Here is a 25,071-nt window from a genome sequence, read left to right as displayed (position 1 = left end):
TCAGCGCCTCGGACGGGCCACGGCGGCCTAGCGTTGCCGCGTGCACCGCGACCTTCTCCCCGACCTGCCCCGTGCCCTTCGCCGGCCCCTCGCCCGTGCCGCTCGCGGTGATCTCCGTCGCGATCTCTGCGCGGCCCTTGCCGCCGCCCTCCTCGTCCTCGCCGCCGTCCTCGTCGGCCGGGCGGTCCAGCACCGCGACGGCTCGCTCCGCGTCAACTGGCCGCCCCTGCTCGCCGATTGGCATCCGCACGTGGGCCCGGGCACGCCGGCCGCGATCGTCGTCGCGGCCTGCGTCGTCGCGTACGGCCCGGCGCTCGCCGCCCGGCTCCGCTGGCGCCCGCTGCTCCTCGCGGTCTGGGCGGCGGGATCGGCGTGGACGTGGTCCCTGGCCCTGGTGGACGGCTGGTACCGGGGTGTCGCCGAGCAGCTGACCACGAGGAACGAGTACCTGCGCTCCGTCGGCCGCTTCCACGACATCCCGTACGCCCTGCGGGACTTCACCCACCACATCCTGATCGACTCGCCCGCCAACTGGCCCGCGCATGTCGCCGGGCACCCCCCGGGCGCCACCCTCACCTTCGTGCTGCTGGACCGGATCGGAATGGGCGGCGGTGGCTGGGCCGGCGCCTTCGTCATCACCGTCGGCACCACCGCGGCGGTCGCGGTCCTGGTCGCCGTACGCGCCCTGGCGGACGAGGAGTCGGCCCGGCGCGCGGCCCCTTTCCTGCTGCTGGCGCCGGCCGCGGTGTGGGTGGGCACCTCGGCGGACGGCTACTTCGCGGCCGTCGCCGCCTGGGCACTCGCGCTGCTCGCACTCGCGGTCACGGGACACCGGCCGCGGTGGACCGGCCTCGCGTCCGGTCTGCTCTTCGGGCTGACCGCCTACCTCTCGTACGGCCTCACCCTCTTCGCCCTGATCGCCGCGGCCGTACTCGTCCTGGGCCGCGCCCGCGCCCGCCCGCTCCCCTTCGCCCTGGCCGGACTCGCCGTCGTACCGGCCGTGTTCACCGCGCTGGGCTTCAACTGGTGGGATTCGTACCGCCTGTTGGTCACCCGTTACTACCAAGGCGCGGGCGGCGTCCGCCCGTACGGCTACTGGGTGTGGGCGAACCTGGCCTGCACGGCGATCATCGTGGGCCCGGCGACGGCGGCCGGCCTGCGCCGGGCAGGTGCGGCCCTGCGGCGATCCGACCGGACGTCCACCGGCCGCCTCGCGCTCCTCGTCGCCGCCACTCTGCTCGCCCTCCTCGTCGCGGACCTGTCCGGCATGAGCAAGGCGGAGACGGAACGCATCTGGCTGCCGTTCGCGATGTGGCTTCTGCCGGCCTGCGCGTTCCTGTCCGCCCCACGCGCCTGGCTCACCGCCCAGGCCGTGCTCGCGCTGCTCGTCAATCACCTGTTGCTGACGGGTTGGTGAACAACGCGGCGGGAAGAACGCGGCCGCGAAGAAAGCGCTCCCATTCCGGTGACTGTCGACTGAAACTACAACAGCGGCTTTTGACTGCGGATGGACGGAATTCGGTGACGCACAATTCCGCGCACAGTTCCCACGCGGACCGCGTCACGAAGTATTTACGTGGGCTCCGCCTCCCTGTCCGTCACGTTTCGGAGGCATGTGACACAAGTGAATGCGAGCGCGCCCCGGAGGGACTTGGTCGCGGAATGGCCGGATTTTCGGAAGTTTGGGATGAGCTGGTGTAACTGGCTGGATCATGGCGGAGGGCCGATCGACCGCGTAGGCGATGTTGACCCGCGGGTAACCATGGGGCTAGCTTTTCACTAGTTATCCACACGACTTTCCACGCATAACGGTGTGCCCTTTCGCACCGGTTCGCCGCTCGTAGGCCGTATCCCCCCACCGTGCAGTTTCGCCGTTCATTCGGAGAATCATGACGTCTGCCCTGCGCGCCGAAGACTTGATCATTGGAATCACCCCGCTGCGTGACCCGGACGCCCGACTCGCCGCGGCCGTCAGCCACGCCGGCGGTCTAGGCGTACTGGATCTCGGACCCGGTGACCGAAGAACGAGAGAGGCCCTGGCGCGCTTGCGCCGCTGGGCGCCCGGTACCTACGGGGTGCGCCTCGGGGCCGGCTGCCGGATCCGGTCCGGTGAGCTCGCGGACGGCCCGACCACCGTGGTCCTGGCCGCCGACGCGCCACTGCGGGTCGCGGATCTCGCCGGGGCTCATCGTGTCCTGGTCGAGGTCACCGACCTCGACCAGGCCCTCGACGCGGTCCGCTGCGGCGCGCACGGGCTGATCGCCCGCGGCAGTGAAAGCGGCGGGCGGGTCGGCGAGTTGAGCACGTTCGTGCTTCTCCAGCAACTGCTGGCCGCACCCGGCGTGGACGTCCCGGTCTGGGCCTGCGGGGGCATCGGTCCGCGTACGGCCGCCGCGGCGGTGGCCGGCGGGGCGGCCGGGGTCGTGCTCGACAGCCAGCTCGCGCTGCTGGCCGAGTCCGGGCTGCCCGAGGCGGCAGCGGCGGCGCTGCGCTCGATGGACGGCTCCGAGACGACGGTCGTGGCAGGGCATCGGGTGCTGCACCGCCGAGGCCCTGACACTCCCAAGGTGCGGACCGAGGACCCGGCCGAGGTGGCCCGCTCCCTCGGCGCCCAGGATCCGCGCACCCAACTCCTGCCTGTGGGTCAGGACGGCTTTCTCGCGGCCCGGTTCGCCGAGCGGTGGGGTGACGTCGGCGGGGTGGTCCGCGGACTGACCGCCGCCGTGCGGGACGCCGTGCGGGACGACGCGCCGGCTCGGGCGCTGCGTCCCGACTCCCCCATGAGCCAGGCTCTCGGCACCGAACTACCCATCGCCCAGGGGCCGATGACCCGGGTCAGCGACCAGGCGGGGTTCGCCGCGGCGGTCGCCGACGGGGGCGGACTGCCGTTCATCGCGCTGGCGTTGGCGACCGGCGAGCAGACGCACGCGGTGCTCACCCAGACCCGGGACGCCGTGGCGGGACGGCCCTGGGGCGTCGGAGTGCTCGGCTTCGCACCCGAGGAGACCAGGAACGCCCAGCTCGAAGCGGTACGCCGACTCCGGCCCACACACGCGATCATCGCCGGCGGCCGGCCCTCGCAGGCCGAGGCGCTGGAGGGCGTCGGGATCCGCACCTTCCTGCACGTGCCCTCGCCGGGGCTGCTGCGGCAGTTCCTGGAGGCGGGCGTCCGCCGGTTCGTCTTCGAGGGCTCGGAGTGCGGCGGCCATGTCGGGCCCCGCAACAGCTTTCCGCTCTGGGAGGCCCAACTCGCCGTACTGGAGGACTTTCCCAAGGCCGAGGGCCTGGAGGTGTTCTTCGCGGGTGGTGTGCACGACGAGCGGTCGGCCGCGATGGTGGCCGCGCTCGCCGCCCCGCTGACGGCCCGCGGCGCGGCCGTCGGCGTCCTCATGGGCACCGCCTATCTGTTCACGGAGGAGGCGGTGGAGTGCGGGGCGATCCAGCCCCTGTTCCAGGAACAGGTCGTACGGGCCACCGGCACCGCCCTCCTGGAGACCGCGCCCGGCCATGCCACCCGCTGCGTCCGGAGCCCGTTCAGTGACGGTTTCCGGGAGTTGGGGGACGAACTGCGTGCGCGGGGCGTTCCCGACCGGCGGATGTGGGAGGAGCTGGAGCGGCTCAACGTCGGTCGTCTGCGCATCGCCAGCAAGGGCGTGGAGCGGGATGCCGGTGGGGAGCTGGCCGCCGTCGACGAGGAACGCCAGCTCGCCGAGGGGATGTTCATGGCCGGCGAGGTGGCCGTGCTGCGCTCGGCGACCACGACCGTCGGCGCGCTGCACCGCTCGGTGACGGCGGGCGCCGCCGAGTTCTACGCCGGGCGGTCCCGTGAACTCCTCGACGAGGACGGGGACTTGGGTGAGGAGGCCGTACCCGAGCCGCTCGACATCGCTGTCGTCGGCATGGCCTGCATGTTCCCGGGGGCACCGGACCTCGCCTCCTTCTGGGCCAACGTCCTGGGCGGCCATGACGCCGTCGGCGAGGTGCCGGCCGCCCGTTGGGACCCCGCCGTGCACTGGTCCGAGGACGGCACGGGCGTCACCCCGTCCAAGTGGGGCGGCTTCCTGCCCCAGATCCCCTTCGACCCACTGCGCTACGGCATCCCGCCGACCTCTCTCGGCAACATCGAGCCGGTGCAGCTGCTGGCCCTCGAAGCGGCCCGGCGGGCGCTTGAGGACGCCGGATACGGCGAGCGGGGACGGGAGTTCGACCGTGCCCGTACCTCGGTGGTGTTCGGCGCGGAGGCCGGCAGCGACCTCTCCAACGCCACCACCCTGCGGGCCGTCCTGCCCTCGTACTACGGCAAGGTCCCCGACGGCCTGGCCGAGCAGCTGCCGGACCTCACCGAGGACTCCTTCCCCGGCATGCTCGCCAACGTCGTCTCCGGCCGGATCGCCAACCGGCTCGACCTCGGCGGCGCCAACTACACCGTGGACGCGGCCTGCGCGTCCTCGCTGGCCGCGTTGGACGTCGCCTGCAAGGAACTCGTGGGCGGCTCCAGCGACGTCGTGCTGTGCGGCGGCGCCGACCTGCACAACGGCATCAACGACTACGTGCTCTTCTCGTCCGTGCACGCCCTCTCGCCCACCGGACGCTCCCGGGCCTTCGACAGTTCGGCCGACGGCATCGCGCTCGGCGAGGGCGTCGCGTGCGTCGTCCTGAAGCGGCTGTCCGACGCCGAGCGCGACGGTGACCGGATCTACGGCGTGGTCAAGGGAGTCGGCAGCTCCAGCGACGGCCGCTCACTGGGCCTGACCGCGCCGCGCCCTGAGGGGCAGCGGGCCGCACTGCGGCGGGCGTACCGCAACGCGGGGGTATCGCCCTCCGAGGTCGGTCTCGTCGAGGCGCACGGCACCGGCACGGTGGTCGGCGACCGTACCGAACTCACCATCCTCAGCGAGGTGTTCACCGAGTCCGGTGCCGTGCCCGGCAGTTGTGCGCTCGGCTCGGTCAAGTCGCAGATCGGGCACACCAAGTGCGCCGCCGGTCTGGCGGGGCTGATCAAGACCGTGCTGTCCCTGTACACCGGGGTCAAGCCGCCCACCCTGCACGTACGGCGGCCCAACGCGGCCTGGCGGGAGGGCGAGAGCCCCTTCGTCTTCCACACCGAGGCCCGCCCCTGGGCGGTGCCGGCCGGCGAACGCATCGCGGGCCTGAGCGCGTTCGGCTTCGGCGGCACCAACTTCCACGCCGTGATCGAGGCCCACGCCGACGCCGTACCGCCCGCCCACGGTCTCGACGCCTGGCCGGCCGAGCTGTTCACCTTCCGGGGCACGGACCAGGCGGCGGCCCGGCGGGGCATGGAGACCCTCCTGAAGACGGCGGAGTCCTCCGGCACCGACGGCCGCCTGCCCTGGCGGCTACGGGATCTCGCGCTCGCCGCGTCCCGCAGGTCGGACGCACGCCATGAGCCTGTCCAGGTGGCGGTGGTCGCGACGGACGTCGAGGGTCTGGTGACGCGGCTGCGGCGGGCGCTGGCCGGGGAGCACGATCCGGGGGCCGGGATCCATCTGGCGGACGGCGGGACGCAGGCGACGGACACCGGAAGGCCGGGGCCCACGGGCGAGGGAGGGAGTCGGTCGGCCGACGCGGTCCGCGCGTCGGAGGCGCGGCCCGCGGCCACGCCCGTGGGGCCGGGCACGACGGACGCACTTCCGTCCACCACGCACACGCCCCGCCTCGCGGGCGCCCCGCACCGCGCGGTCGACGGCACGCACCCCGCGAGCACCTCCTCGCCCTCTGGTCCGCCCCCGCCCGTCCCTGTTCCGCCCACCGCAGGTGCCGGCAAGGTCGCCTTCCTCTTCCCCGGGCAGGGCAGCCAGCGGCCCGGGATGCTCGCGGACGTCTTCATCGCCTTTCCCGAGCTCCAGTACTACCTCCAGCTCGGGCGCGACCACGCCACCGCGCTCTATCCGCCCACCGCGTTCGACGACACCGCGCGCGACCGCGCGCAGGCCGATCTGACCGACACGCGGGTCGCCCAACCGGCCCTCGGCATCACCTCGCTCGCCGCGTACGCCCTGCTCGGGGCGGCGGGCGTGCGGCCCGACATGGCGGCCGGGCACAGCTACGGCGAGCTGGCCGCCCTGTGCGCGGCCGGCGTGATCGAACCGGAGGCGCTGCTGGAACTGAGCGCCGAGCGCGCGGCGGCGATCCTCGCGGCCACCGGCGGGGACGACCCGGGCACGATGGCCGCGGTCGCCGCCGGCGCCGAGGAGGTCGCGGCGGCTCTGCGGGCGACCGGTGCCCCCGAGTCGGTCGTCCTCGCCAACCACAACTCGCCCCGCCAGACGGTGGTTTCGGGCCCGACGGACGCGGTCACCACCGCCGTACGACTGCTGCGCGAGACCGGTCTCGGCGCCAAACGCATCCCCGTCGCCTGCGCCTTCCACAGCCCCCTGGTCGCGGACGCGGGCGAGGGGTTCGCCGAGGCGCTTGCCGAACGGCCTGTGCAGCCACCGGAGTTCCCGGTCTGGTCCAACCGCACCGCCGCCCCTTACGCCGGTGACGCCGACGCGATCCGCGCCGAACTCGCCGCCCAAATCGGCTCACCGGTCCGCTTCGTCGCGCAGATCGAGGCGATGTACGAGGCCGGGGCGCGGATCTTCGTGGAGGCGGGGCCCGGGACGGTGCTGACCCGGCTGGTCGGCCAGATCCTCGGGGACCGTCCGCACCGGGTCGTCGCGTGCGAGCCGCGCACCGGCAGCGGGCTGCGCGGCTGGCTCGACGCGCTGGCCCAACTGGCCGTCGCCGGCGTGCCGGTGCGCACCGGATGGCTGTTCCAGGGGCGGGACGCCGTCGACGCGACCAAGGCGACCGCGCCCCGGCGCCCCGGCTGGACGGTCGACGGCCAGTTGGTCCGAACGGCCGCAGGAGACACCCTTCCCGGTGCGCTCGCACCGGCTCGACGCGTTGTGGAGACGACCGTGACGACGAACCAGCCGGGCCCCGCCCCGGTCAACCGGGACGAGCTGATCGCCGAATTCCTGCGCACCAGCCGGGAGATGGTGGCCGCGCAACGGGACGTCCTGCTGACGTACTTCGGCGCGACGGCCCCCGGACAGTGGGTGCCCGCGCCCGCGGCCCCACCCGTGCAGTGGGTCCCGGGGACGGCCACCGCACCGGTACCGGCAGCCGTCGCCGCCGTACCGCAGGACGTGCCTCCGCCCCAACTCCCTGTGGCCGCCCAGGAATCCGCGCCCGCCGCCGAGGCTCTCGGCGAGGCCGAAGTCCTTGCTGTCGTCCTGGAGATCATCAGCGAACGGACCGGCTACCCCGTCGACATGATCGAGCCCGACCTCGACCTGGAGGCCGACCTCAGCATCGACTCGATCAAACGGGCCGAGATAGCGGGCGAGTTGGCGAAGCGGCTGGGCATCGGCGCCGGGATGGACGTGACCGCGCTGGACGACTCCGAACTGGAGGACCTGGCGAAGGCCCGTACGGCGGGCGCGGTGACGGACTGGCTGGCGGCCCGCCTGACCGGGCCCACGGCGCCGGCGCCCGAACAGCCGGGGGCGACCCAGGACACACCTGGCGCCCCCGCCGCTCCGGCCGCGCCCGACACCCCGGAGGTCGGTGGCGTGGCTCCCCGGCGCTTCGTGCTCCGGCCCGTTCTCCTCCCCGGCCACGGAAGCGTCGCCGACGGCCAGGGCAGCTCCGTCGACACCAACTCCCCCACCCCGCAAGGGGAAACCGCCCTGTCCGGAAAGCGCTTCGTCCTCCTCGGTGACGACGACACCGCGGCCGTGGCCCGTGAGGTCGCCGCCCGGCTCGCCGCGCACGGCGCCGAGGTGACCCCGCTCACCGCCGACCACCTGCTGACCGAGGCCGACGGGGCCGTGGACGGCGTACTGTTCCTCGACCCGCTCGCCGGCGCCCGGCCCCCGGTGCTGCCCGACGCGTTCACCGTCCTCCAGGCGGTCCTGCGGCGCGCGCCGCGCCACCTGCTGGCGGTGCGTCCCGCCGGGTCGCACCTCCGCTCGGCGGGTCTGCACGGGCTGTTCCGTACGGTCGCCCGTGAGTACCCGGAGATCCGCGCGAGGGTCGTCGACGTCGACGACCTCACGCCAACTGCCGTGGCCGACGGGGTCATCGGCGAGTTGACAGCCGACGACGACGTTCCCGTGGTGGTGCGCGGCGCGTCCGGGCGGCACGGCCTGGAGCTGACCGAGGTACCGCTCGGGGCACTCGCCACCAACGGGGCCGGACCGGCCGGTGACGGCGCCGCCGAGGCCGCCGCGCTCGGACTCGACCGTGACTCGGTGGTGCTGCTGGTCGGCGGCGCGCGGGGCATCACCGCGAAGTTCGCCGCCGCGCTCGCCGCGGCCTCCCGGTGCCGTATCGAACTGCTCGGCCGTACGCCCGCCCCGGCCGGCCCCGAGGACCCGGCGACCGCCGCCGCCCGCACCCCCGCCGAACTGCGCGCCGCCCTCGCCGCCCAGGGCGGCCGCTCGCCCGCCGACATCAACCGCGCCGCCGAACTCCTGCTGGCCCAGCGGGAGATCACCGCCACCCTGGCGGAACTGGCCGCGCTCGGCAGCCCGGCGCGCTACCACTCCGTCGACTTCCGGGAACCCGACGGCGCCCTCCAGGCGGTGAAGGAGATCCACGCCGAGCACGGCCGCCTCGACGGGGTCGTCTACGCGGCCGGGGTGATCGAGGACCGGCTGATCGCGGAGAAGACCGCCGAGTCCTTCCAGCGGGTCTACGGCACCAAGACGGAGGGCGCCGAGACGCTGCTGTCGGCGCTGGCCGAACTCCCCAACGGGCCTGCTTTCGCCGTGCTGTTCGGCAGCATCTCGGCCGTGCTCGGCAACCGCGGGCAGGTCGACTACGCCGCCGCCAACGACGCGCTGGAGAGCCTCGGCGCCGCCTGGGCGGCCCGCACCGGGCGGCGCGCGCTGACCGTGCACTGGGGGCCGTGGGCGCCCACGGGCGGTCATCACGGCATGGTGACACCGGAGTTGGGCCGTGAGTACGCCCGGCGTGGGATCGGCCTGATCGACCCGGAGGAGGGCACCGCGGCACTGCTGCGCGAACTCGCCTGGGGCGAGGAGTCGGTCCGGTCCGTCGTCTACACCGCGTCGGGCTGGTGACATGACCGGCCCCGTGGCCATCGTGGGGATGTCGGTGCTGCTGCCGGGCGCCCCGGACCTGGACGCCTACTGGCGCAATCTGCTGGACGGCACCGACGCCATCACGGACGTGCCGGACGGCCGGTGGGACGCGGAGGCGTACTACCGGCCGGGCTCCGCCGGCGGTCCGGCCGTCGCCGACCAGGTGTACTGCCGGCGCGGCGGGTTCGTGGACACGCTGGCGGAGGTCGAGGTCACCCGGTTCGGGATCATGCCGAACTCGGTGGCCGGGACCGAGCCGGACCAGCTGATCGCCCTGAAGGTGGCGGCGCAGGCCGTCGCCGACGCGGGTGGCGAGGACCGGCTGCCCGACCGCGACCGCGTCGGGATCATCCTGGGCCGGGGCGGCTATCTGACCCCCGGCCTGGTCCGGCTCGACCAGCGGGTGCGGACGGCGGGACAACTCGTCCGCACGCTGGGCGAGCTGCTGCCCGACCTGACACCCGGTCAGCTCGACCGGGTGCGGACGGCGTTCACCGAGCGGCTCGGCCCGGACAGCCCCGAGTCGGCCATCGGCCTGGTGCCCAACCTGGCCGCCTCCCGGGTCGCCAACCGGCTCGACCTGCGCGGCCCCGCGTACACGGTGGACGCGGCCTGCGCCTCCTCGCTGGTCGCCGTCGACCAGGCGGTGACCGAACTGGACTCCGGGCGCTGTGACGTGATGCTGGCCGGAGGCGTCCACCACTGCCACGACATCACGCTCTGGAGCGTCTTCTCCCAGCTCCGCGCGCTCTCCCCGAGCCAGCGCATCCGGCCCTTCCACCGGGGTGCCGACGGCATCCTGATCGGCGAGGGCACGGGCGTGGTCGTCCTCAAGCGCCTCGCCGACGCCGAACGCGACGGCGACCGGATCTACGCCGTGATCCGGGGCACGGGTGTCGCGAGTGACGGCCGCGCGGCGAGCCTCTTCAACCCCGACTCGGCCGGCCAGACCCACGCGGTGCGCCAGGCGTGGCGGGCGGCCGCTCTCGATCCCGCCGAGCCCGGTTCGATCGGCCTCCTGGAGGCCCACGGCACGGCGACACCCGCCGGTGACGGAGCCGAACTGGCCACCCTGGCAGAGGTGTTCGGCCAGGGTGACGGTGATGCGGTGATCGGCTCCGTGAAGTCGATGATCGGCCACACCATGCCCGCCGCCGGTGTCGCGGGCCTGGTCAAGGCGGCCCTCGCCGTCCACCACGGCATGCTCCTCCCGACCCTCCACTGCGACGACCCGCACCCCGCACTCGCGGCCACACGCTTCCGCCCACTGGAGAAGGCGACTCCCTGGGAGACGTCGGCCGAGCGGCCGGTGCGACGGGCGGCGGTGAACGCGTTCGGGTTCGGGGGGATCAACGCGCACGTGGTGCTGGAGGAGGCGCCGGGTGCGGTACGGCTTCGGGAGGCGGCGGGGTCGGTGACCGCCCTTGATCCGGGGCGGCCGGGACAGGCGGGTCAAGCGGGACAGGCCGGTCAGGCGGGTCACGTGACCGTCGCCGAACCCGAGCGCGTCCTCGCACTCGCCGCCGACACCCCCGAGGACCTCGCCGCTCTGCTCGACACCGACGACAGCGCCGTACTGGCCGCGGCCCTCGACACCACGCGCCCCTCAGCCGCGGTGGGCGGCGCGCGGCTCGGCATCGTCGACCCGACCGCGAAGCGGCTCGCGCTGGCCCGGCGGGCGGTCGCGAAGGGGCGGGCCTGGCAAGGGCGCAGCGATGTGTGGTTCACACCGCGCCCGCTCACCGGCGGGACGGCCTTTCTCTTCCCCGGCCTGGAGGGCGACTTCGACCCCCAAGTCGACGATGTGGCCCACCACTTCGGTCTGCCATCGGTGCGTTCGGCGGGTCCGGCGCGGGTCGGGGACGTGGGCCGGCACGGCCTGGGTGTCGTCTCCGTCGGCCGGCTGCTCGACGCCGCTCTGCGCCGTATGGGCGTGGTGCCGGACGCGGTCGCCGGGCACAGCGTGGGCGAGTGGACGGCGATGGTGACGGCCGGGGTGTACGCGGGGGACGAGGTCGGCGCCTTCATGGACGCGTTCGACCCCGATCAACTGACCGTCCCCGGGCTGGCGTTCGGCGCGATCGGCACGTCCGCCGAACGGGTTGTCGCCGCGCTGGACGAGAAGTGGGCGGCGGAGGGTGTGGTCCTCTCGCACGACAACGCGCCGGGCCAGTCGATGGTGTGCGGCCCGGTCGAAGCCGTGACGGAGTTCGTCCGGGCCTTCCGGGCGGAGGGTGTGCTGAGTCAGGTGCTGCCGTTCCAGTCCGGCTTCCACACCCCGATGCTGGAGCCCTACCTCGGTCCCATCGAGGAGGCGACCAACCGCTTCCGGCTCCACCCACCGAAGGTTCCTCTGTGGTCGGGGACGACCGCGTCACCGTTCCCCGAGGACGAGGCGGCCGTGCGTGCGCTGTTCGTCCGGCACCTGCTGGAGCCGGTCCGGTTCCGGCAGCTCGTCGAGGGTCTGTACGCCGCCGGCCACCGTGTCTTCGTCCAGGTCGGCACGGGCCAGCTCGGTTCCCTGGTCGGCGACACCCTCGGCGCCCGTGAGCATCTGGTCGTCGCCGCCAACTCGCCCCACCGCACGGGCCTCGCCCAACTCCGCCGAGTGGCAACGGCGTTGTGGACGGCGGGGGCGGGCATCGCACCCGACCTGCCACCCCAGGGACGTACACCTCAAGTACAAACACCTCAAGGACGTGCACGAGTCGACCGACCGCCGATCCGCCTCGATCTGGGCGGGGCGCTGGTGTCGCTGGGGGCCGGGGCCCTCAGGGAACTCCGCGCAGAGCTACGGCCGATGACCACCGCGCGCACACCTGCCGCCGCAACTCCCCTTCCCCTGGCGTCAGTCGGCGCCTCCCCCGCCCTCGAAGCCCTCGTCGCCGGCTCCCCCGTCGCGGCCGAACTGTCCGCCCTGCTGCGCGACACCGCCGACACCGCCGCCGCGCTGATCACCGCGAGTGCCGTCCAGGCGCCCCCGACCACCAGCCGCCGCACCACCCTCCATGTCTCCCCCGACACCATGCCCTACCTCCTCGACCACTGCTTCTTCCCGCAGCGCCCCGGCTGGCCCGACGTCGCCGACCGGTGGCCGGTCGTGCCCGCGACGACGATCGTGCAGCACATCATGGAGACGGCCGAGGCGAACGCTCCCGGCATGCGGGCGGTCGCGGTCCATGGCGCGCGCTTCGACCAGTGGCTGACGGCGACACCCCCCGTCGACGTGCCGGTGACCGTCGCCCCCGACGGCCCGAACCGGCTCGCCGTCACCTTCGGCCCCGGCGCCCGAGCCGTCGTGGAGCTGGCCCCCGCCTACCCGGCCGCCCCCGTGCACCACCCTCACCCCGGCGGGGACCGCACCCCCGAGCACACCGCGGCCCAGCTCTACAGCGAGCGCTGGATGTTCCACGGCCCGGCGTTCCAGGGCGTCACCGAGCTCACCGGCATCGGCGAGCACCACGTCCGAGGGGTGATCACGACCCCGCCGGCCCCCGGCGCGCTCCTCGACAACGTCGGCCAGATCCTCGGCTACTGGATCATGGCGACCCGCACGGAGCGGACGGTCGTCTTCCCCGTCCAGCTGCGCGAGACGCGCTTCTACGGTCCTCACCCGCGTCCCGGTACGGACGTGGAGTGCGTGGTCCGGATCACCTCCCTGACCGACGCCGTCCTCGAAGCCGACGTCCGGCTGAGCGTCGGCGGCCAGGTCTGGGCGGAGGTGACCGGCTGGCAGGACCGGCGCTTCGACAACGACCCCAAGACCCGTCCCGTGGAGCGCTTCCCGGACCGCAACACCCTCTCCGAGATGCGCCCCGGCGGCTGGAGTCTGCTGCACGAGCGCTGGCCCGACCTCGCCTCGCGCGACCTGATCATGCGCAACTCACTGAGCGGCGCGGAGCGTTCGCAGTACGCCGAGCACGCGCCGCGCGGGCGCAGGCAGTGGCTGCTCGGCCGGATCGCGCTCAAGGACGCGGTACGGCAGTGGCTGTGGGACCACGGTGAGGGGCCCGTCTTCCCGGCGGAGATCCGGGTGCACAACGACGACCTGGGCCGCCCGTACGTCACCGGTCTGCACGGACGTGAACTGCCCGCACTGGACGTCTCGTTGGCGCACCGCGCCGAGTCGGCGGTCGCGATCGTCCGACCGCACACGCCAGGTCCCGGCCCCGGCATCGACCTCGAAGAGATCGTCGAGCGCGATCCGTCGACCTTCGCCACCGCACTCGGCCCGGCCGAACTCCGGCTCCTGCACGCCGTCCGCGCGAGCACAGGCACCGGCGAGTCCGAGGCGCTGTGGTTCACCCGCTTCTGGGCCGCCAAGGAGGCGGTCGCCAAGGCCGAGGGAACCGGCTTCGGCGGACGCCCCCGGGACTTCGAGGTGCTCGAAGTCACCGGCGCGGACCGGCTGTTGGTCTCGGGGCGCCTGGAACGCGCGTACACCGTGCACCTCGAACGCACCGCCAATCCCCCCGCACTGCCCGACCGGGACTACGTCGTGGCCTGGACCACCGGCCCGCAGCACGCAGAGGAGTCGTACGACCGATGACCGATCCCATCGCCCCTTCCACTGCCACGGAAGAGTCCACCGCTACCACCGAGGACGCGGTTCTCGCCGACATCACCGGCATGCTGGCGCGCCTGCTGGAGGACGAGTACGGCCTCGACGACGTCGAGATCGGCATGACGACCACGTTCAACCGCGATCTGGAGCTGGAGAGCATCGACCTGGTGACGCTGGCCGGGCTGTTGCAGGAGAAGTACGGCAGGCGGGTCAACTTCGCGGAGTTCCTGGCCGACATGGAGTTCGACGAGATCATCGAACTCACCGTCGGCCGGCTGGTCGAGTACGTGGTGCAGAGCCTGAAGTCGGCGGAGGCGGGCTGAGTCATGGCACTGGTCGACACCGGTCAACTCCGCACGCACGTACAGAGAATGGGGCCTCGCGACGGCAGCGCCCCCACCGCCACCGTGGTGCTGGTCCACGGTCTGCTCACCGACAGCCTGGCCAGTTACTACTTCACGATCGGACCGCCGTTCGCGGCGGCCGGTCTCGACGTCGTGATGTACGACCTGCGCGGCCACGGCCGCAGCGAGCGTCCCACGAGCGGCTACACGCTCGACGACAACCTCGACGACCTGGAAGCTCTGCTCGACACCCTGGAGGTGACCGGCCCGGTGCACCTGGTCGGCAACTCCTACGGCGGCACCATCGCCTTCGGCTACGCGGCCCGGCACCCGGAGCGGGCGGCGAGCGTCTCCCTCGTCGAGTCGCAGCCGGCGACCGCGACCTGGTCGGAGAAGATGGACGCCGTCCTCCAACAGGTGCTGCACGAGCTGGCGTTCAACGAGGCGGACGCGCTCGCCTGGATCGCCGTCAACCGCAGCCACAACACCGCGCGGCTGGCCAAGAGCGCGGCCCGGCTGGCCCGTGAGACCAGCCTCGCCCAGGACATCGCCGCCAGCCGGGTGTTGACGGACGATCAGATCCGAGCGGTGTCCTGTCCGGTGCTCGGGGTGTACGGCGCCGACTCGGGGCTCGCGCTGCTGACCCCGTGGCTGGAGGGGCTGCTGCCCGACTGCCGGACGGTCGTCCTGCCGGGGCACGAGCACTCGGTGCTCGTGGAGGCGGCGGGTGCGGTGGGCGGCCATGTGCTGGAGCACATCCGGGACGCCACCGAGCGGACCCGCGCGAGCAGCCCGGCGGCCGTGCGGTGAGCAGATTCCTGTTCGTCGTGCCGCCCCTGGTGGGGCACATCAACCCGACCGTGGGTGTGGCCGCCGAACTCGCCGCCCGGGGCCACGAGTCGGCGTGGGCGTGCGCCGATCCCGCCCTGGTCCGGCGCCTGGCGGGCGACGGCGTCCGCGTGTACCCGTGCGCGGGACCGATGCTGGGTTCGGGTGACGATTCACGGCCGCCGGACCTGCGCGGCCCGGAGGCGCTGAAGTTCCTGTGGGAACGGTTCCTGGTGCCGCTGGCAGTCGAGATGGCGCCCGGAGTGGAGGCCGCTGTCGCGGAGTTCGCGCCGGACACCGTCGTCGCCGACCAACAGACCCTGGCGGGCGGCCTGGTGGCCGAGCGGCTCGGCGTCCCGTGGGCCACCTCGGCGACCACCTCGGCCGAACTCACCGACGCGCTGGCGGGTCTGCCCAAGGTCAGGCGCTGGCTGGAAGACGAACTCCACGCCCTGCGCGTGCGCGTCGGCGACCCGGCGGGAAGCGCCGATCCCCGGTTCTCCCCGCACCTCGTACTCGCCTTCAGCACAAGAGAGTTGGCTGGTCCCGAGGCCTTGGAGGGCGAGAGCGTCCACTGGGTCGGCCCGTCGATCGCGCCCCGCCCGGCGGCACCCGGCTTCCCCTGGGAGTGGCTCGACCCGTCCCGGGACCGGGTCCTGGTCACCCTGGGCACCGCCAACACCGACGTCGGCGGCCGTTTCCTCGCCGAGTGCCTGACCGCGCTGCGGGCGCGGGCGGACCGGGTGCAGTCGGTGATCGTGGATCCGGGCGGCACGCTCGCCGGGTCCGACGGCACCGGACACGGCAGCCCCGACCCCGGCAACCCCACCGACGACAAGGACGTACTGATCGTCCCCTCCGTCCCCCAACTCCCGCTCCTCGAAAGGGTCGACGCGGTCGTCAGTCACGCCGGCCACAACACGGTCTGCGAAGCCCTGTGGCACGGGGTCCCGCTGGTCGTGGCCCCCATCCGTGACGATCAGCCGGTCATCGCGGGCCAGGTCACCGCCGCGGGAGCCGGTGTCCGGGTCCGCTTCGGCCGGGTGACCGCGGCGAAGCTGGGCGCGGCGATCGACGCCGTACTGCACGAGCCGGAGCACCGCGCGGCCGCCGGCCGGATCGGTACGGCCTTCCGCGCGGCCGGAGGCAGCGGGGCGGCCGCGACCCACCTGGAACGACTGGCGTGCCCTTCGCTGCAACGACTGGCACGTCCCTCGAAGGAGGACCAGTGAGCAGCACCCCCGAGCCGACCGAGCCGACCGAGCCACCCGCACCCTCCCGCACCGAACAGGTCGCCGCCCTGCGCCCGGTCTACCAGGCCGACCTCGCCGAAGGCACCGCCCGCTTCTTCGAACCCCGCCGCACCACCTGCCCCTGGTGCGGTTCGGCGGAGCTGAAGACCCGGCTGCGTACCACGGACCTGCTCCAGCACAAACCCGGCGCCTTCGTCCTCGACCGCTGCCGGAGCTGCCGGCACACCTTCCAGAACCCCCGACTGAGCGAGGCGGGGCTGGAGTTCTACTACCGGGACTTCTACGACGGCCTCGGCGAGAAGCAGGCCGGCACCATGTTCGGGGGCCGGACGAAGATGTACGAGGAGCGCGCGCGGTCGCTCCTCGCGCACTCCCCGACCCCCAAGAGCTGGCTGGACGTCGGGACGGGGCACGGGCACTTCTGCGAGGCGGCCCGCACGGTCTACCCGGACACCGCCTTCGACGGTCTCGACTTCACCGACGGCGCCGAACTCGCCGAGCGGGAAGGGCGGGTGGAGCGCGGCTACCGCGGCAGCTTCCCCGAACTGGCCCCTGAGTTCTCGGGCCACTACGACGTCGTGAGCATGTTCCACTACCTGGAGCACAGCACACAGCCGGACCTGGAACTCAGGGCCGCGCACCGGGTGATCCGTCCCGGCGGTCACCTGTTGATCGAAGTCCCGGACCCGGAGAGCCGGTTCGCCCGGTTGCTCGGCCGCTGGTGGCTGCCCTGGCTCCAGCCGCAGCACCTGCACTTCGTCCCGGTGGCGAACCTGCGCGGCCGGCTGACCGAGCTGGGCTACACGGTGGTCGCGGAGCAGCATGCCGAGCCCCACGATCCGGTCGATCTGCTGGCCGCCGTATGGCTGGCCCTGGACGCGGCGGTGCCCGACGACGTGCCCTGGCACGCGAAGCCGCCGTCCGCGTTCCGGCGCTGTCTGCGGACCGCCGTGCTGATCGCCGGTATCCCGGCCTTCCTGCTGGGCACGCTCCTGGACCGGTTCGCCGTGAAGCCGCTCTCGGGCAGGCTGCGGCTGGCGAACGCCTACCGGCTGGTGGCCCGCCGGGACTGAGCCCGGGAGCCGTTTCCCGCTGTCAGCTCGCGGTGCGTCGGATGCGGCCGGCGTACCGCTTCTCCAGCTCCAGGTTGCCCTCGAAGCCGCCGGGCACGTTGGCCGAGACGTAGACGGGCGGGCGGTCGCCGGTGGCCAGGAGTTGGCGGGACGCCTCGGCGACCGTCATCTGGATCAGCATCACGCCGGTGAGGGTGGACAGGGCGCAGACGGCGCCGCCGCCGGGGAGGTCGAGGAGGGCGTCGCCGCGCGGGGCCCGGTTGTCGAGGACGACGTCGGCGAGGTCGGCGAGCTTCTTGCCGCTGGAGTGGCCGGCCGGGACGGCGCGGGTGTGGGCGAGGGAGGTGATGGCCAGCAGGCGGTGGCCCTGTTCCTTGGCCCGCAGGGCGGTCTCGACGACGACGTTGTTCACGCCGGAGTTGGAGATGACGACGAAGAGGTCCTGGGGGCGCGGATCGGCGAGCCGGTAGATCCGCTCGGCGACACCGGCGCGGCGCTCCAGGAGCGGGTCGTCGAGGACGCCGGGGTCCTCGCCGCCGTAGAGGACGAGGTCGGCGATGCTCAGCCGGTTGGTGGGCACCAACCCGCCCGCGCGGCCCGCGAGTTCGAGGACCATCGCCTGGGAGTGGCCGGTGCCGAAGGCCTGGATCACACCGTCGCCGCGCACGCAGTCGGCGATCAGTCCGGCGGCGCGTGTCACTTCGTCGCGTGCGGACCGCGTGAGGTCCTGGAGGACAGCCAGGCCTTCCCGCGCGAAGCCCTCGGCGCTCACAGACTCGACGGACACGCGAGCACTCCCCACTGGTGGATTGAACCACCTTGTGTATGACACAACTAGTGAATCAATAAATCACACGTGCGGGATCCGGGCAATGAACCCACGTCGGCGGCACGATCGGGTCCTGGTATTCAAAGAGCCTTCTCATCGGTGGCTGATACCTTCCCTTCATGCCCTCGACGGACGTCACCACACTGATCCGCACCGAGCTGCCGCGACTGGCCGGATCGCTCCGGAAGGTCGGCGAGCTGATCCTCGAGGACCCGGCCGCCGTGACCCACTGTTCGGCCGCCGAGCTGGGCCGCCGGACCGGGACCTCGCAGGCGACGGTGACGCGTTTCTGCCGGGCCATCGGGCTCGACTCCTACCAGCATCTGCTGATCGAGCTGGCCCAGGAGCGCGGCCGGGGCAAGGTCTCCGACTGGGGTTCCGCGGAGATCGGTCCCGACATCTCGCCGGACGACGGTCTGGAGCGGGTGGTCCAGGTGGTCGGCACCGCGGACCTGCGCGCCATCCAGCAGACGATCGACCGGATCGACCTCGACTCGATCGAGCGCGCGGCCCAGGCCCTGGCCCGCGCGCGCCGGATCGACGTGTACGGCGTGGGCGGCAGCGGCGCGGTGGCGCAGGAGACGGAGACCCGGCTGTTCCGGATCGGCTGCGCGGTGCGCGGCTGGACCGAGGTGCACGCGGCGGCCACCTCAGCGGCCCTGCTCACCCCGGCGGACGTGGCCATCGGCATCTCCCACTCGGGGGCGACCCGCGAGACGCTGGAACCGTTCGAGATGGCCAGGGAGCGGGGCGCCACCACCGTCGCGCTGACCACGGACCCGCGCTCGCCGCTCGCCCGGGCCGCCGACATCCGGCTCGTCTCGGCCACCTCGGAGACCAGCTTCCGCACCGGCAGCATCGGCGGCAGGCACTCCGTCCTGATGCTCATCGACTGCCTCTACGTCCGGGTCGCACAGCTCTCCTACCAGCGCGCGAGCGCCTCCCTGGCGCTGACCGACCACATCACGCCGCAGCACGAGGTGAAGTCCCGCCGGACGAGGTGAGCGCGGCCGAGGGTGCGTGGATGAACCACCGAGGAAACGTGAAGATGGTTGTTTGAACCATCCCGGCGGTGCCAGGATGGGGCTCCGCCGAGCTTTCTCGTAGGAGACCCATGCGTGTCACGGCCGCCGAGTCGACCGAGCTCTTCGTCGGGACCGCCGAGCACCCGCACCAGGTGGTGGTCGCCGAGATCGAGGACGTCCCGGGCCGGACGGTCCTGTGCACGGTCGAGGGCCCGGGGGTCACCGGGGACGGCGTCGCCGCCACGGGCGAGGGCGGCAGAGTCCGCGTCGAGATACCCGTGAGCGTCGACGGCCTCGCGCCGGGCGACCGCGGCGATGTCACGCTCACCGTCGTCAGCGGGGACCAAGTGGCCCGGCACGCGGTCGAGTTCACGGCCGCGGAGACCTGGAACGTCGCCGACGAACCCGCCCCGACCGAGCTGCCGCACCGCACCTTCGACCCGCCTTTGGCACCCCGCGGCAACCCGCCGCCGGCCCTCAGCCTCTCGCCGGGGGCGCTCACCACGTCCGGCGGCCCGGTCACCGCGACGGTCCGGGTCTCCTCGGAGCTCACCGGCGCGCCGGTCTCGGGCATCGTCACGGTCGGCGTCCCGCCCGGCTGGCACGCCGAGCCCGCCCGACTGCCGTACGCACTCGACCCCGGCGGCCGCACGCTCGCCGAGGTCAAGGTGACGCCGCCGCCGTCCCCCGCACCTGGTCGGCACTGGCTCACCGCACACCTGTCGCACCAGGGACAGGACTACGAGGATGTCGTGGCGCTCGACGTTCCGGGCGAGCGCCACGCCGCGCCAACTCTGCTGGTGTACCTGGGAGTCGACCGGGTCAGCGTGCGCGCGGGCGAGCGGGTCCGCGTTCCGGTGATCCTGCGCAACACCACCCGCGGCCCGGTCGAGGGCACCCTGTGGGCGGTGTCCGCGTGGGGCACCTGGCCCGGCGGCGGACCGGGCCAACAGGGCTTCACCGTGGGCGGCGGAGAGCGACTGGAGGTCTTCGTCGACGTGGACGGCGGGGCCGTCGCACCGGGCTCCTACTGGTTGTCGGCGAAGGCCGCCTGGCACGGACGGGTCGCCTGCACGGAGGCCGTCGACCTGGAGGTGACGCCGTGACCGCGGAGCACGCGGCGGCGGTGCGCCACCGAGCGACCGGCTGATGCCCGTGTCATGACCGGCGTCCGTGCTCCAGCCGGGCCAGAGCCACGGCACCCAGGCAGCCGTCGGCGACCCGGTCCAGGGTCAGGCCGAGCGGGTGGAGCCGGGCGGAGAGGAGGTCGGTGAGGGGGCCGTCGGGACCGAGAAGGCCACCGGTCGCCACGACCCGTTCGCCGGACCTCGGCTCCAACGCCCGCACGGTGGCGGTCAGTTGATCGGCGGCCTCGTCGAGGATCGCCAGCGCCACGGCGTCCTCGTCCCGGGCCGCCTCGACGACCAGCGGCGCGAGACGGGCGAGCCGGATCGGCGCCTCTGACATGACGACGGGGAGCAGGTGCATGCGGTAGGCCTCTCGGCCGGGGCGGGACCAGGGGGCGGCGGCGGGGACAAGAGGAGCGGCCGGGACGCCTGAGGACTCAGAGGTGCCGGCGGCGCCGAGCGCTGAGACGGCAGCAGTGCCGGCGTCCTCGTACCACGGGCTCTCCTGCCGCGAGCCTCCACCCCGCGAGCCCCCGGCCCACCGGCCCCCGTCCGGCAGCGCCTCCCCCGGCAACCCCAACGCCCGTCCCACCAACCCCGCCAGCGCCGTCCCCCGTCCCCTCCCGTCGGCCATCCGCAACGCGGCCCGTACCGCCGCGCGGCCGATCCAGAAGGCGCTGCCGTCGTCGCCGAGGAGCCAGCCGTCGCCGTCCACCGTGGCTGTGCAGTGGCGGTCGGTGATGCGCATGGCGACCGCTCCGGTGCCCGCGACCAGGGCGAGTCCGTCGGCCGGGGCTCCGGGGGCGGAGGCGAAGGCGGCCTCGATGTCGCTGCAGATGTGGGGTGGGCCGGCGAAGATGCCCAGCCCCCGGAGGGCGACGGTGAGGGCGGTCTGGGCGTTGCGGTGGCCCAGGTCGTCCGCCGAGGCGCCGGTCGCGCCCGCGAAACCGCCGGCCACGGCGACCACCCGGCCCCGCGCGGCCTCCGGCACCGCCTGGGCCACGGCCTCGACGAGATGGTCCGTGAGCTCGGGCAGCGGGACCGTCAGGGCGTTGCCGGGACCGCCGGCGCCCTCGCCGAGGGGACGGCCGTCGGCCGCCGTGGCGAGGACGGCACGGGTGCGGGTGCCGCCGGCGTCCAGGCCGACGACGAGCGCCGGTTCGCTCCGGTTGAAATCGTTGTTCATCGCGGGCCATGGTGGTTCAGACATTCGGCCAGGACAAGTACCCGCCCGTCGCTGCGGACACCGCGAGGATCCCGGCCTACTTCCCCGCCAACACCTCGGCCGTCGCCCGCAGGTTGACCCGGCCGCGTCCGTAGGAGCAGAGGGCGCCGCCCTCGGGAAGGCCGGTGTCGACGCGGAGGGCGTCCGGGCGGCGGGACAGGAGGGCGTCGCGCAGGTGGGTCTGCCAGGGGTGCAGGCCGGCGTCGCACGTGGCCAGGACCAGGGGCGAGTCGCCGACCACGCGCAGGATGCCGTCGACGAGGTCGGCGGGGTCGCACGGTTCGCCGGTGACCGCCGTGCCGGTGGCCGAGGGGTCGAGCGGGCGGAGTTCGGTGAGGAGGTCCTCGCCGCCCCAGTTGAGCGCGGGGTGCGGGGTCGGGAAGAGGTCGACGACATGGGCGCCGCGTACGGGTGCGGGAAGCGCGCGGCCGCGTACGGCCTTGCGGGCCGCGGTGAGGCCGGCGCCGGAGTCCCAGCCGGCGACCGCGACGGCGGCCGGTGCCGCATACCGGTCGGCGAGCTTGCGGACCCGGCCCGCGGCCTCGTACACCCGCTCCTCGGTCAGCCGCCGGGAGTGCAGGGCGTCCAGCACCGCGTCCCGGCAGGCCAGGGTGACCTCCAGGTCGGGCACGGCCACGACGACCTGGTCGGCGCCCACGGCGAGGGCTATGCGCGCGCCGGCCGCCTCGCCGTAGCGCTCCGCGATTGCCTTCATCTCCAGGGCGTCGCTGACCAGGACTCCGTCGAAGCCGATGTCGTGCCGGAGCAGGTCGCGCAGGATCCGGCGGCTGAGGGTGGCGGGGCGGTTGGCGTCGAGGGCCGGGAAGACGACGTGCGCGGTCATCAGCATCGGCACCCCGGCGGCGACCGCCGCGCGGAACGGCGCGAGATCGGCCCACAGTTCGTCGTACGACCGCGGGTCGACGGCGAGGGCGTGGTGGCTGTCGGTCGCGGTGCCGCCGTGGCCGGGGAAGTGCTTGGCGCAGGAGGCGATCCCGCGGGCCTCGGTGGCGGTGATCCAGGCGCGCAGATGGCGGGCGGCGAGCTCGGGGTCGGCGCCGAAGGAGCGGGTGCGCACGATCGGGTTGTCCGGGCGGAACTGGAGGTCGGCGACCGGGGCGTAGGAGGCGGTGATGCCGAGGGTGGCCAGGTGGCCGGCGAGCGCGTCGGCGCAGCGGGCGGTGAGGTCCGGGTCGTCGGCGACGCCGAGGGCGTAGGAGCCGGGGACCTCGGGGGCGCCGGCCTTCTTCAGGTGGCCGATGCCGCCGCCCTCGTTGTCGATGGCGATCATCAGGTCCGGGCGCAGGGCGCGCAGCGAGTCGGTGAGCTCGCGGACCTGCTGGGCGTCGCGGATGTTCCGGGTGAACAGGATGACGCCGCCCAGGCCGCGGTCGATGAGCCGCTTCAGGGTGTCCGGGAAGGTGGTGGTGCCCTCGAAGCCGGCGACCAGACAGCGGTGGACCGCCTCGTCCAGGTCGGAGGAGACGGACGAGAGGGCCGGGTCGGAGGCCTGGCCGACGGACACGCGCTCGGAGGTCACCCCGGAATTCTTCTGGCTCAATCAGCCGAAAGTCAACATAGCCTTGGATTGTTTGATTCACCGACGCGACGGCCTGCGTTTCGTACCCGGCGGTGGCCGCGTCACCGAGGCGTGCCCTGGTGGCGGGAGGGCCCGACCACCGACGGGACGAGAGGTGGGACCGGTGACAGGCCCGTGGGCGGGTGGGACCCGGGCGGTGTGGGAAGACTCGTACGTGTACGCGCCCGCGGCGCGTCGGTTTCCGGACACCATGGCGTCACGCCGGACGGGAACGGTTCGGCCGTCCCCTCCTGCCTCGCCCCGTATCCGTCCCGCTCGCACGCCGCCCCCGCGGCGCGCGGGAGTGACGTGGAAGGACGACGTGCGCCGTGACCCTGCTGCCGCTCGACGCCACGCCCACCGCCCCCTCCGATCCGCTCACCGCCGGGCCACTCCCCGCCCCGGCCGCCTGCCCCGCCGCAACCCTCGTCCCCGCGGTCGCCGGCGCCCCCACCGGCACCGCGCCCCCCGCGCTGACTCCCGTCCCCCTCCCGCCGCTCCCCTCGTTCCTGTCGCTCCCGCGCCTGCCCCGCTCCTGGGCCCGCGCGGCGCGCCGCACCCTCGTGCTGCTCCCCGTCCTCCTGATAGCCGCGTGGGTGGTGGCGGACTGGCGGACGCTGTACGACGGCACCGCCCGGCTGGGCTCCGCCGACCCCTGGTGGCTGCTGGCCGCGTTCTTCTTCACCTGCCTGGGCTGGCTGTCCGCCTCCTGCGTACGGCAGGGCGCGCTGCCGGAGAAGCTCCCGACCGGTCTGCTGATCGCGTCGCAGTTCGCCGCGGGCGCCGCCAACCACGTACTGCCGGCGAGCCTCGGCGCCCACGCGGTCACCCTGCGCTTCCTCCTGGGCCGCGGCATTCCCTTCGCCAGGGCCACCGCCTCCCTCGCCCTGTACTCCCTGGTCCGGCCGATCGCGAAGACGATGGTGCTGCTCGGCTTCCTGGTGGTCTACCCCGATCTGCTGGGCCTGGGCGAACTCGTCCCGGACAAACGGACGTTGTTCCTGGTCACGGGCAGCGCGACGCTCGGTCTCGGCACCGCGGTCGTCCTGGTGACGACCGTACGGCCGCTGCGCCGCCCGCTCCTGGACGGCGTGCGCACCGCCCTGACCGACGTACGCACGCTGCACACCCGCCCCTCCCGCATCATCGCCCTGTGGGGCGGGGCGGCCGCCGCGCCGGTGCTCCAGGCAACCGTGATCATGTGCGTGGGCTCCTCGCTGGGCCTCACCCTGACCTGGGCGCAGGTCACCTTCGCGTTCCTGGTCGCGAGCACCGCGGTCGGTGCCGTGCCCGCGCCGGGCGGCATCGGTCCGATCGACGCGGCGATGGTCTTCACCCTGTCCGTGCTCGGCGCCCCCGTGGACCTCGCCGCGGCGAGCCTCATCGGCTACCGGGTCCTGACGGTGTGGCTGCCGCTGCTGCCGGGCGCGTTGGTGCTGTCGGCGCTCGTCCAGCGAAAGGTGCTCTGAACCCGTCGGACGAGAGGCGCTCCGAGCGGACGGAGCGCTACCTCCCTCAGCCCTCGCCCCTTTGCCCGAGCCGTCGCTAGACGGCACGGCGCAGGACGGTGCGACTTCCCGTACCCGCCAACTCCCAGGGCTTGCCGGGCACATGGTCACCGAGGAGCATCTCCGGACAACCGACTCTCCGGGGGATGATTCAGCATGACCAGCCCAGAACAGACACCGACCGGCCAGGCGGTCCGCCTGATCTTCGAGTACGAGGGCGAGTCCGTCACGCTTGTCGCACAGCAGCCCGTCGACACCGTCGTCAGCGGCTTCGACGCCCACCCGGACGTACGCCCCGGCCACTTCGTGGAGGCGCGGGACGAGGACGGACACGGTCTGGCCCGGGTCGCCGCGCGCGGGGCCTTCCAGCAGAGCGCCGAGGTCTTCCCCGAGAACCACTCGGAGCCCATCACCCGCGTCGACGTGGCGGCGCGCGGCGCGTTCACCGTGCTGCTCCCGGCCCCGCCCGAGGCCACCGAGGTCGCCGTCCTGCGCGTGGACCGGCCCGGGTCCCAGGCCTTCGGCGGCACGACAAGTCCCCCGCCCGGCACGGGAGTCGACGTCGATCTCGCCACCTTCCGGCTAGAGCGGTAGGGGGCG

At 73.6% G+C, this 25,071-nt stretch carries 14 protein-coding genes; 11 read left to right on the top strand and 3 right to left on the bottom strand.

Annotated elements, in window-relative coordinates:
• Nucleotides 1–64: 64 nt before the first annotated feature.
• The 7 genes from ACIP6U_RS15735 to ACIP6U_RS15705 all read left to right on the top strand — a co-directional run bounded on the left by ACIP6U_RS15735 (nucleotide 65) and on the right by ACIP6U_RS15705 (nucleotide 17,178).
• Nucleotides 65–1,417, top strand: coding sequence for a hypothetical protein (locus ACIP6U_RS15735; protein ID WP_401718507.1), 1,353 nt, complete (start codon nucleotides 65–67; stop codon nucleotides 1,415–1,417).
• A gap of 472 nt (nucleotides 1,418–1,889) precedes the next feature.
• The gene (locus ACIP6U_RS15730; RefSeq protein ID WP_401717151.1) at nucleotides 1,890–9,095 is read left to right on the top strand and encodes an SDR family NAD(P)-dependent oxidoreductase; all 7,206 of its coding nucleotides are present in this window, start codon (nucleotides 1,890–1,892) and stop codon (nucleotides 9,093–9,095) included.
• Nucleotide 9,096: 1 nt separating this feature from the next.
• Entirely contained in the window at nucleotides 9,097–13,665 is a 4,569-nt protein-coding gene (locus ACIP6U_RS15725) for a beta-ketoacyl synthase N-terminal-like domain-containing protein (RefSeq protein ID WP_401717149.1), read from the top strand.
• On the top strand, nucleotides 13,662–14,003 hold the full coding sequence (locus ACIP6U_RS15720) for an acyl carrier protein (RefSeq protein ID WP_401717146.1): 342 nt from the start codon (nucleotides 13,662–13,664) through the stop codon (nucleotides 14,001–14,003). Before ACIP6U_RS15725 ends, ACIP6U_RS15720 begins: the two co-directional genes overlap by 4 nt.
• Nucleotides 14,004–14,006: 3 nt before the next feature.
• Nucleotides 14,007–14,834, top strand: coding sequence for an alpha/beta fold hydrolase (locus ACIP6U_RS15715; protein WP_401717143.1), 828 nt, complete (start codon nucleotides 14,007–14,009; stop codon nucleotides 14,832–14,834).
• Nucleotides 14,831–16,084 carry a glycosyltransferase gene (locus tag ACIP6U_RS15710; RefSeq protein ID WP_401717140.1) on the top strand — a complete coding sequence of 418 codons (1,254 nt, stop codon included), beginning with the start codon at nucleotides 14,831–14,833 and terminating at the stop codon, nucleotides 16,082–16,084. Before ACIP6U_RS15715 ends, ACIP6U_RS15710 begins: the two co-directional genes overlap by 4 nt.
• Nucleotides 16,081–17,178 carry a class I SAM-dependent methyltransferase gene (locus tag ACIP6U_RS15705; RefSeq protein WP_401717137.1) on the top strand — a complete coding sequence of 366 codons (1,098 nt, stop codon included), beginning with the start codon at nucleotides 16,081–16,083 and terminating at the stop codon, nucleotides 17,176–17,178. The genes ACIP6U_RS15710 and ACIP6U_RS15705 overlap by 4 nt, the downstream gene beginning before the upstream one ends.
• A 22-nt stretch (nucleotides 17,179–17,200) precedes the next feature.
• Here ACIP6U_RS15705 and ACIP6U_RS15700 read toward each other — a convergent pair whose 3' ends face one another.
• Nucleotides 17,201–17,965 carry a sugar isomerase domain-containing protein gene (locus ACIP6U_RS15700; protein WP_401717134.1) on the bottom strand — a complete coding sequence of 255 codons (765 nt, stop codon included), beginning with the start codon at nucleotides 17,963–17,965 and terminating at the stop codon, nucleotides 17,201–17,203.
• A 161-nt stretch (nucleotides 17,966–18,126) separates the two neighbouring features.
• Between ACIP6U_RS15700 and ACIP6U_RS15695 the strand changes: the two genes are divergently transcribed.
• The gene (locus ACIP6U_RS15695; protein ID WP_401717131.1) at nucleotides 18,127–19,011 is read left to right on the top strand and encodes a MurR/RpiR family transcriptional regulator; all 885 of its coding nucleotides are present in this window, start codon (nucleotides 18,127–18,129) and stop codon (nucleotides 19,009–19,011) included.
• Nucleotides 19,012–19,121: 110 nt separating this feature from the next.
• Nucleotides 19,122–20,138 carry an NEW3 domain-containing protein gene (locus ACIP6U_RS15690; RefSeq protein WP_401717128.1) on the top strand — a complete coding sequence of 339 codons (1,017 nt, stop codon included), beginning with the start codon at nucleotides 19,122–19,124 and terminating at the stop codon, nucleotides 20,136–20,138.
• A 52-nt stretch (nucleotides 20,139–20,190) separates the two neighbouring features.
• On the opposite strand, the gene ACIP6U_RS15685 is transcribed toward ACIP6U_RS15690, so the two are convergent.
• Together ACIP6U_RS15685 and nagZ are read right to left on the bottom strand one after the other, a co-directional pair.
• Entirely contained in the window at nucleotides 20,191–21,345 is a 1,155-nt protein-coding gene (locus tag ACIP6U_RS15685) for an N-acetylglucosamine kinase (protein WP_401717125.1), read from the bottom strand.
• A gap of 76 nt (nucleotides 21,346–21,421) precedes the next feature.
• Complete coding sequence (gene nagZ, locus ACIP6U_RS15680; RefSeq protein WP_401718504.1) at nucleotides 21,422–22,909, bottom strand: beta-N-acetylhexosaminidase; 1,488 nt, start codon at nucleotides 22,907–22,909, stop codon at nucleotides 21,422–21,424.
• Between the two features lie 383 nt (nucleotides 22,910–23,292).
• On the opposite strand from nagZ, the gene ACIP6U_RS15675 reads away from it, so the two are divergent.
• Both ACIP6U_RS15675 and ACIP6U_RS15670 read left to right on the top strand, forming a co-directional pair.
• Complete coding sequence (locus tag ACIP6U_RS15675) at nucleotides 23,293–24,432, top strand: YbhN family protein (RefSeq protein WP_401717123.1); 1,140 nt, start codon at nucleotides 23,293–23,295, stop codon at nucleotides 24,430–24,432.
• Between the two features lie 195 nt (nucleotides 24,433–24,627).
• A complete protein-coding gene (locus ACIP6U_RS15670; RefSeq protein WP_401717120.1) occupies nucleotides 24,628–25,065 on the top strand; it encodes a hypothetical protein in 438 nt (145 codons plus the stop codon).
• Nucleotides 25,066–25,071: the final 6 nt, after the last annotated feature.

The organism is Streptomyces sp. NPDC088794 (genome assembly GCF_044750545.1).
Taxonomy (GTDB): Bacteria; Actinomycetota; Actinomycetes; order Streptomycetales; family Streptomycetaceae; genus Streptomyces.
Note: the sequence above shows the minus strand (reverse complement) of the source record. Positions and strands in the feature narration are given on the sequence as shown.

Bases quoted from the DNA above. Each gene is read 5' to 3' on its own strand.
- ACIP6U_RS15730 (WP_401717151.1), top strand. From the start codon at position 1,890: ATGACGTCTGCCCTGCGCGCCGAAGACTTGATCATTGGAATCACCCCG.
- ACIP6U_RS15725 (WP_401717149.1), top strand. From the start codon at position 9,097: ATGACCGGCCCCGTGGCCATCGTGGGGATGTCGGTGCTGCTGCCGGGC.
- ACIP6U_RS15720 (WP_401717146.1), top strand. From the start codon at position 13,662: ATGACCGATCCCATCGCCCCTTCCACTGCCACGGAAGAGTCCACCGCT.
- ACIP6U_RS15715 (WP_401717143.1), top strand. From the start codon at position 14,007: ATGGCACTGGTCGACACCGGTCAACTCCGCACGCACGTACAGAGAATG.
- ACIP6U_RS15695 (WP_401717131.1), top strand. From the start codon at position 18,127: ATGCCCTCGACGGACGTCACCACACTGATCCGCACCGAGCTGCCGCGA.
- ACIP6U_RS15690 (WP_401717128.1), top strand. From the start codon at position 19,122: ATGCGTGTCACGGCCGCCGAGTCGACCGAGCTCTTCGTCGGGACCGCC.
- ACIP6U_RS15685 (WP_401717125.1), bottom strand. From the start codon at position 21,345: ATGAACAACGATTTCAACCGGAGCGAACCGGCGCTCGTCGTCGGCCTG.
- ACIP6U_RS15670 (WP_401717120.1), top strand. From the start codon at position 24,628: ATGACCAGCCCAGAACAGACACCGACCGGCCAGGCGGTCCGCCTGATC.